This window comes from Neisseria sp. SLRRB23, from assembly GCF_050896295.1.
Taxonomy (GTDB): Bacteria; Pseudomonadota; Gammaproteobacteria; order Burkholderiales; family Neisseriaceae; genus Neisseria.
In genome coordinates this window covers 33922-42006 of sequence record NZ_JBPBFH010000022.1, presented here as the reverse complement: position 1 = coordinate 42006, position 8085 = coordinate 33922, and the positions used below count along the sequence as shown (strand labels likewise).

Annotated in this window: 8 protein-coding genes; all 8 read right to left on the bottom strand. The window is 54.5% G+C overall.

Features of this window, described 5'->3' with window-relative positions; genetic code table 11:
• Positions 1–223 (bottom strand): hypothetical protein (locus ACRPFF_RS07410; RefSeq protein ID WP_432674262.1); only part of this gene is annotated, 223 nt, incomplete at its 3' end.
• Between the two features lie 108 nt (positions 224–331).
• Positions 332–1330, bottom strand: a complete 999-nt coding sequence (locus ACRPFF_RS07405) for a major capsid family protein (protein WP_003711080.1) — start codon at positions 1328–1330, stop codon at positions 332–334.
• Between the two features lie 4 nt (positions 1331–1334).
• Positions 1335–1814 carry a structural cement protein Gp24 gene (locus tag ACRPFF_RS07400; RefSeq protein ID WP_432674261.1) on the bottom strand — a complete coding sequence of 160 codons (480 nt, stop codon included), beginning with the start codon at positions 1812–1814 and terminating at the stop codon, positions 1335–1337.
• Between the two features lie 3 nt (positions 1815–1817).
• Entirely contained in the window at positions 1818–3221 is a 1404-nt protein-coding gene (locus ACRPFF_RS07395; RefSeq protein WP_432674260.1) for a DUF2213 domain-containing protein, read from the bottom strand.
• A 15-nt stretch (positions 3222–3236) separates the two neighbouring features.
• Complete coding sequence (locus ACRPFF_RS07390; RefSeq protein ID WP_432674259.1) at positions 3237–4025, bottom strand: phage head morphogenesis protein; 789 nt, start codon at positions 4023–4025, stop codon at positions 3237–3239.
• A gap of 152 nt (positions 4026–4177) precedes the next feature.
• Positions 4178–6100 (bottom strand): anti-CBASS protein Acb1 family protein, encoded by a 1923-nt coding sequence (locus tag ACRPFF_RS07385; RefSeq protein WP_432674258.1) that lies wholly within the window; start codon positions 6098–6100, stop codon positions 4178–4180.
• A complete protein-coding gene (locus ACRPFF_RS07380; RefSeq protein ID WP_432674257.1) occupies positions 6097–7449 on the bottom strand; it encodes a PBSX family phage terminase large subunit in 1353 nt (450 codons plus the stop codon). Before ACRPFF_RS07380 ends, ACRPFF_RS07385 begins: the two co-directional genes overlap by 4 nt.
• The gene (locus ACRPFF_RS07375) at positions 7439–7900 is read right to left on the bottom strand and encodes a helix-turn-helix domain-containing protein (protein ID WP_432674256.1); all 462 of its coding nucleotides are present in this window, start codon (positions 7898–7900) and stop codon (positions 7439–7441) included. Before ACRPFF_RS07375 ends, ACRPFF_RS07380 begins: the two co-directional genes overlap by 11 nt.
• Between the last annotated feature and the right edge of the window lie 185 nt (positions 7901–8085).

Genomic DNA, 8085 nt, shown 5'->3' with positions numbered 1-8085 from the left:
AAATCGTACCGGGAGCAGTATAGAGAAAGTTATAGGTAATATCTACTGCCAACAGACGCTTGGAGCAGGTTTTGATTTGGTTTACCGCATCGCTTACTACGGCAGCCACTTCCGGAGTAATGTTCTCGGGGCGGTTTGATGCGACACCGTCACCCCAAATCTCCTTGATGATGCCGCTAATTGTTACACGAATATCGTGATCGGTAAAGGTTTTATTCTTCATATTTCAATATCCTGATAGAACAAAAAAACCGCCTGCCGGCGGCAGAAACACGCCTTTTCAGGTGCAGGGAAAGCCGCCTGTTTCAGACGGCCTTGTTTTTCAGGCAGCCTAGCTCACCGTCATAGAAGCAATGCAGAACGGGCGGTAGATAATCGCGCCCCATGTGCCCTGCGATTTCTTCTGTTTGATGCTGGAGGCTTCCAAAACCATATTGTGCGCGCGCAGTTTTTCGGTGAAACCGCATTCCAAGGTGCGCTGGCCGTCCAACTCTTCCACAATCAACTGCACCATTTCGCCCGATGCGGCGGAATATTCCGGCACGGTTTCGATGCGCAGGTTGGGGAAGTTCTTTTTCAACTGGTCGGTAACATTGACGTTGTACTGGTTGGTTTTGGTCAGTTCCACGCTGGCGGTCGGGCTGCACACCAGCAAGAGCGGCGTGTTCATATCAATCAGGCCGCCGGTCTGCTGTAACAGTTTTTGGAACAGCTTGCGGATGGATTCGTACACCTGCTCGCCGGTAGCGGCCGCCCACGTTTGGTCGGCGGCGGTGGCAGCCGGCAGGCTCGGGTCGTTGAGGATGCCGTAGTTCTGCAAGCCTTTGATACCGAACAGATAGGATTTGTTCTGGAAACGGTTCAAGGCGTTCACGCTTGCCTGATTGACGCGGTTCACATAGTCGATCTTCGCTTCGCCAGCGCGTGCCACTTCGCGTTCGCCCCAACGGGTGAACACTTGGTAATGGTAGCTTTGGCGTTGCGGGAAATTGACGTTGGCGCCGCTCACGCCGTTGTTGTTGTAGTCGCCGTAGCCGGAGACTTCGCCGGTCGGTTCTACCAGCATGAACATGGCGGTTTCGGTCGTCCAGTCGCCTTTTTTCACTTCGCCGAAGATTTCGGCGGCCTTCATCGGCTGAAGGGCGACTTCAATCAGCTTCGGATCGACATAGGTCAGCATCCATGCTGGGATGCCGCTGTTGCCTGCGGTGGTCAGCGCGGGCTGCGCATCCATCGCCAAAGCAGCCTGCACCTGTTCGTTCATCAGCTTTTTGCCGCCGCCCATAAAGACGATGCCGGCATCGCGTTCGAGTTGTTGCAAGGTGTTCATTCAATTACTCCCATGTGGTGATTTTGGCCAGTTCGCCCGCTGCGGCTTTGGAAGCCACTTTGAAGCGGGTCAGGGTGTGGTCGGTTTCGGTGGCGTCGGCAGATGCTTTCAATGTGCCGTCGGCGTCTTTGGCAAACACGTTCTGCCCGATTTCCGCACCGGCAGGGAAATGCGCCCAAAAATCGCCCGCCACCGCCAGCGTAATCATTTGACCGGGCAGGATTTGGTTGCCGTGTTCCGCCAGATAGGCGGTGATGCTTGCCTGCTGTTCGCGGTGGACAAAGCCGATGCGCGCGCCGTCGGTTTTCTTGTTGGACACTTTGCCCTCGGCATCCGCCCAGGCAAACACGCCGACGGTTACGCCGTCCGTGCCGCTGACGAGCGCGCCTTCGCCCGCCAGCATGGAGGCGTTCGGGTTGTGGGCGGCAAAATCCCCCGCAACGGCGGGGGCTTGGTAAGGTTGGACTGCTTTTTGGAATGACATGGTTTAAGCCTTTCTGATTCGTGACAAACCGGGGAACTGTTGGGCGGTTTTGGCCGCATCTTGCGCCATCGGCTGTTTGGGTTTGGCCAACATACCGACCATAGCGCGGTAGGCGGAAGGATGCACGCCGGTTACGTCGATGCCGCTCTGTTCCAGCGCGAACTTGTACACGTCCGCCGCATTGTCCATCGCCACATCGCCGACAATGTGCGCCACTTCGCGTTGTGCCGCTGCCAAGGCTTGTGCGCGTTTGCGCTCCGCAGCCACGGCTTTTTGAATCGCCGCATCCATCGCCATTTTGGAAATGGCGGCATCTTGCGCGGGTTTGGGCGCGCCGCCTTCGGGAGCTTCCGGCTCTTCGTCTTCGGCGGTTTTTTCCGGCTCTTCGTCTTTGGCGGGGGCGGAGTTGTTTTCGCCGTCGTCCTGTCCGTCTCCGTCCGTGCCGACATTCTCGACGTTTTCAGGCGGCAACTCTTTGCCGTCGTCTTGTGCCGTCTGCACTTCGTTGGTGAGTGAGCTGATGACCTGCAACAGTTCGTCGGGGCTCAATTCGGCATCCTGCGCCAATAAAGGCTGCACGGCTGCCTGAATACGCGCTTTCGCGCCTGCTTTCAGTTTCATAGTTTTCCTTTCGTGAAATGGGTCTGCATCGCTTACGACAACATCACGCCCCGCCCGACCCACATCGACAAGGGCTACATGGTTTCCGACAATATCGCGCATCACGCCGTCGTAATGCCTGCCTTCAAATTCGCCTGCGGTCATGTCGGCGGTGTAGTGGTACGCGCTGGACAGCTCCACCTGCTCGCCGCTCTCGATGCCGGCAATCGCCTCCGCGTCCCACACGGCCAGCGAACATTTCAGGTAGCCGTCTTCAAACACGGTATCGCTGCCGGTCGTGCCTGCAATCACTTCTTTCTGCGGTTCGTCGGCGGAAACGGGAATGTGCTTGTTCAACAGCGGCAGGTTGTTGAAGGTCGGCGCGGCCTTTTCCAACTCTTCGGGGTCCCGCAGCAGGTAGTAAACCTTTTTCGGCTCAAGCCCCAGTTGTTTGTAGTTGGGGATTTCGCTTCCATAGTAGGGGTTTACCGTTGCCTTGCTGATGTTGGAGCTTTCCACGTGCAGCCTGCCGTCTTGATCGTAGGAGCGCAGGGATCGGTCTTGGGCGATGGAAAGGCGGCCTTCGTCATAAGTTTTTGTTACATCGCGCCCGTTTTGGTCGGTTATCTTCATAATGCGTATATAGCCTGCTGTTTCGTGTGTTTGTCCGTCTTCGGCAAAGGGAGTATGATTATCTGCATAGGAAACAAAACCCGCCGCTTGGCCGCTGTCTTTTGCGGTTTCAATGCCCGCAGGCGCGTTTCCTACTTTTTCTTTGCCTGTTTCCTTGATGGTCAGCTTTGCCATATATCTGCCATCATCTTATGCATTAAATCCTTTAATCACGCTGCGGCTGGTGCAGCGGCAATTCGGCTCGGTTCCGGGCTGCACCCATTTGTCGTCCAGATACATGCCTTTGTTCACGTCAAACCGTTTGCCGTTGGCGGCAACATGGCTCGGGCGCGGTTCTTTGCCTACGTGGGAGTGCATCCATATGGCTTCGGTAATGCCCAATTCCTGCCGCCGCGCCTTTTCGATGGCAGCCTTGGCTTTGTTGGTTTGGTCTCGCGCGATAAAGGCGGCGCGGCGTTCGCTGATGCCGTAATCCTTGCGCAGTTCGCGGGTCAGTTGCGCCATGTCGTAGCCTGCATTCACACTGCGCCATACGCTTTCTTCCACGCGGTTCAGGTATTGCTGTCCGATGGAACGGATAAGCGAGACGTTGCCGCCCAATACGGCCTGCAAGGCGGTTTGCTGCCGCGCTGTGGCACGGAAACGAACGGTAAAGCCCGCCTCCCGCAATGCCGTCTGAAAGGCTTTCTCTGTGTGGCTTGCGCTTTGATTGGCGAAGATTTCGGCAATTTGCGGGGCGAGTTTGTCCAGCCGTGCCGCCCAATAACGCAACAGGGCGGACAAAGCAGCCTGCAAGCCGTCCGTCAGGCTGTCTTGGGCGATGCCTTTCGGATAGTGCCGTTCAAGCAGGCCCTGCACGTCGGCGCGCATTTCGCGCAACAGCTTTTTCAGGCTTTTGCGGTAGGCAGCCTCCACGCCGAGGTTGGGCTGTATCGGTTTCAGGATGATGTCTTTATCGGACGGGGCGGATAGCTTCATAGCTTGCTTTCATCTGATGGGTGGCATACAATAACCACGTCTGACAGCAGAAATTTTCGCATTAGCTGCGTAATCTCAGGCAGGTTACTGTCGAGTGATAAATGGTGGGGATTGCGGCCACCCAGACACAAACAACCCCTGATACTTCATCATCAGGGGTTTGTTTTTTGCTTGCGCGATTTAAATGCGGTCAGTAAGAACATCAACTGATTGCCTTTAAATTCCGGCGAGATGACCGCCATCTTTTTATTGTGCCAAATCTCAAAATTTCCCGTCTCTTGGCTCTTTTGAATATTGCCCTTCTCAATAACCTCATCAATATCTTCAAGAAATAGTTCAATATCAATGCCTTGCTCTTCTCGGCGCTTGATGATGTGCCTCAATCCGACATCATCATTCCCCCAAACTAAAGCAATATCGCCAATGTCGCTTCGGTGGAAAGCGTCTTTGATATACCCATTCTTTTCCTGACGTAATTTTTGGACGGCGGCTTTCCCTTTGCCTTGATACTCGGTGCCAAGAAATCCGCTTATATCGGCAGCATTATTTTGAGCTGAGCCTCCTGCTCCAAACTGTCCGTTCTCCGCCCTCGGATGCTTGCTTTCGTCCCATTCGGCATCTTGGGCAGGTTCAGGCTTTGGGTCGGCTGGGTCTCCGACATCTTCCTCCGCGCCGTCATTCAGGCCGTCTGAAAAGCCGTCATCGGGCAGTTCGGGCACATCTTCCACGTCGATGCCGTTGTAGCCGCTGCCCGGCTCGCCCGCCAGCCGTCCGCGTACTTCCTCCGCCGATACCACGCCCGCCTGAATGTAGGCAACATCGCGGTCGGTGTCGGATTTGCGGATGGTGGAAAGCTCGGTTTCGCTCATCTGCCGCAAGGGCACAAAGTCGAACGTGATGTTGTCGTTCACTTTGCCGAACAGGTGCAGTTGCACCAGTTTGAGCAGCTTGTCCAGCGGGTCGCGCAGCAGGTTTTCCTGCATGGCGCGGATGTGGTCGTAGTAAACGGCAATCTCGCCTTCTGTGCTGGCATTCAGGCCGCTGGGCGTGATGCCGAGCAGCTTCACCAGCGGCGTATGGCTGGGCGCGGCCATTTGCTCTTGGGATTGGGCAAGCAGCGCGTCCAAGCCGGACAGCGGGGTGTTGAACTGGAAAAACTCTTCTTCGTCTTTGCTCAACAGCATCAGGCCGCGATTGTCGCGCAAACGGTTGTACAGTTCGGCACGCAGTATGATGTTGGTGTCGCCGTCGTCGCTGCCGCCCAATATCGCGCTCATATCGGTTTTGATGCCGGACAGGGAGAAGCTGTGCAGCAGGTCGCTGACGGAATCCACGGTACGCAGCCAGCGTTCCACATAGGGCATCATAAGCTGGGTCATACTCACGCCGCCGAAGTTGTAGGCGGGCTTGAGCATATCCGGCACGGGGCGGGAAATCAGGGTAAACAGCCGGCTGGCGTGGATTTCCTGCGCCATCACATACCACGCCTTCGGCTTGTAAAAGTCGGGCAGGGTCGGATCGACGGCGTTGTACGGCGCGGGGGTCGTCCACATCGGCTCGATGTTCACCAAGGCTTTCAGGCTGCCTTTGGCAATGGTTTTCTCCGTCAGCAGCAGCGGATTGGCGAGTTTGCCGTCGTGGCCTTTGATTTGCACCAGTATCTGGCCGCGCCCGAACAGGCCGTCTGTTTCAACGGCCTTGCGGAACACGTCGCGCACGTTCAGCCGCTCGCAGCATTCCTCAATCTGCCTGATGGCCTCGCTGTTGTCTTCTTCGCCTGCGGATTTGATTTCTATCCATTGGCGGGTCATTTCGTTGGCGGTGGTTTCGCTCACGCTGCGGTATTCGGAAATTTGCGCCAACTCGGCCAAGCGCGGATAGCCGATAAAGCCGGTGCCGAAAAAACAATCAGCCCCGAAGTTTCCCAAGGGGCTGCCGTCCATCGCTATGCCGTTCGGCTTCACGCCGTCCGGCAGTGCCGGGAAATCCAAGCTGTATGATGCGGGCTGCTTTTCAGGCAGCCTTTGCAGGGCGCGGCGCATGGCTTTGTCTGTGTGTTTTTTCTTTTTGCTCATAGTCCGCTCAATATCTTGGGGTTGATGTTCAGCCCGCCCTGTACGGGGGCGAATGCCATAACCAGCGCATCCGCGCGGTTCGGACTGGGGATGCCGCGCTTTTTCATGTCTTTCTTGCTCTCCGCCTTCACGCGCCCGTTTTGGTCGTAATCCACTTGCGGACGGCTCAATTCGGCAGTCAGGTATTCCAACTCGTGCAGGCTGCTTGAAAGGCTGATAAGTTGGTCTTCGGGGTAACTGTCCCCGTGATGCACGGCACGCCACGTCTTGTAGAAGCGGTCGCGCACCATCCACCATGCCTGCGCCTTGATGTTGGCGAACATATCGCGGTTTTTCTTGTCGTCGGTGTACTTGGCATCGGGCTTGTACACCGCGCCGCCCGCATTGAAGCCAAGCGTCTGCACCTTGCCGTTCTTGCGCCGGAACTGTGCCTTCACACCAGCGCCCACGCCGATGTTGTCGTACACGATGCGGTCAATATTCTGCTCTTGGGCGTACAGGTAAACCTTGTCGGCGGAATAAATCACATCCTGTCCGCGCCATTGCTGCATGTCGGTTACGACGGAGCCGTGCCGCAATACGGTGGCGTTGGCATCATCGCCTTCATCAGCCACGTCAAAACCGAGGATGCGCCGGCCTGCGGCTGAGAAGCCCAGTTTCTCGTGCGCATCAATGGCGGCTTCAATCCAGCTCGGCTTGATAATCGCCAGTTCGCTGTCGGCCACCGGCTCGCCCAGCCAAATATGGCGGTAAAGGTCATAATCACGCGCCTTGCATGACTCAGCCTCTAAACGTAGCACATCAGGCAAATAGATGTTGTCCGTGTAGTTCACGACAATATCGGCTATATCATCAGGTGGATTGACTACAAACCGCTGATAGGTAGGATCTAGGATATTCTTCGGATTCCATGTAAGCCAAATCTCCGACCCATCTTTACGGATAGTCGGTATTAGGATATTCCAGCTTTCATCGGAAACGTTTTCCGCCTCTTCAACCCAGCATATATCAATCGCTTCAATGGATTTGATTTTTGTCGGGTTGTTCTTAATGCCGTAAAAGAGAAATTCCGAACCTGTCGATAGATGGATAATGCGGTTACGCTGTACTTCATATTCCTGCGTATAACCTGCCCTATCTATCGTATCTGACAGCAAAGAGATTACGGAATCACTGATACTGTTTTGAAGCTCACGGGCGCACATGATACGAAATCGACCTTTGCAGGCAAGCTCAACCAAAACTGTAGCAACCGCCCACGATTTCATACCACCACGTCCGCCGCGCAAACTCTTGTATCGGTGCTTTTGGATTAGTGGTCTGAATTTAGGGTGTAGCTTATTCTTCATCGCTCAAGAACAAATCGGAAAGTTTCACATCAGCATGAACTGAAATACTTCCAGAAACTTCATTATCAACCTTATCGCGCCATTTTGAACGCTGTCGGTTTTTAAGCCAGAAAATGGCAGCAGGCGTATCTGGCGGGTAATACTTAGTTAATGGTGTTTCGATAATCTCACCTTCTACTACGCGAATATCAACATCAGGGGCTTCGTACCCCATGGCGCGGCGATACAACCGTTCAGCGATATTCGCATCTGCAAGAATCTTCCCTTTTTTTATGGACTCGCAAAATTCAGGGAAATCATTTTTCCAGCGGTTTATCGTGGCTACATTAACATCGAAAAAATTAGCTATTTCTTCGTCTGTTGCGCCAAGCAAGCATAATTTATAAGTTTGTTCAGCATATTCATGCTTGTATTTTGTCGGTCGCCCGATGGGGCGTTTTGCTTTTGCCATATCGGGCTTCCTGAAATGCAAAAGGCAGCCTGCAGGCTGCCAAAAAACAAAAGGAGAAAATCGCCGATTCGCAACTTTCTCCGAAATATAGCATATTTATATCAAAAGTGTTTCATTCTGTCAAGCGCAAAACAACCAAGAGCCTGCTCGTGTTGCGATAGATGCCCATCTGCAAATACCAGTAG

Bases quoted from the DNA above. Each gene is read 5' to 3' on its own strand.
- ACRPFF_RS07395 (WP_432674260.1), bottom strand. From the start codon at position 3,221: ATGGCAAAGCTGACCATCAAGGAAACAGGCAAAGAAAAAGTAGGAAAC.
- ACRPFF_RS07375 (WP_432674256.1), bottom strand. From the start codon at position 7,900: ATGGCAAAAGCAAAACGCCCCATCGGGCGACCGACAAAATACAAGCAT.
- ACRPFF_RS07400 (WP_432674261.1), bottom strand. From the start codon at position 1,814: ATGTCATTCCAAAAAGCAGTCCAACCTTACCAAGCCCCCGCCGTTGCG.
- ACRPFF_RS07380 (WP_432674257.1), bottom strand. From the start codon at position 7,449: ATGAAGAATAAGCTACACCCTAAATTCAGACCACTAATCCAAAAGCAC.
- ACRPFF_RS07405 (WP_003711080.1), bottom strand. From the start codon at position 1,330: ATGAACACCTTGCAACAACTCGAACGCGATGCCGGCATCGTCTTTATG.
- ACRPFF_RS07390 (WP_432674259.1), bottom strand. From the start codon at position 4,025: ATGAAGCTATCCGCCCCGTCCGATAAAGACATCATCCTGAAACCGATA.
- ACRPFF_RS07385 (WP_432674258.1), bottom strand. From the start codon at position 6,100: ATGAGCAAAAAGAAAAAACACACAGACAAAGCCATGCGCCGCGCCCTG.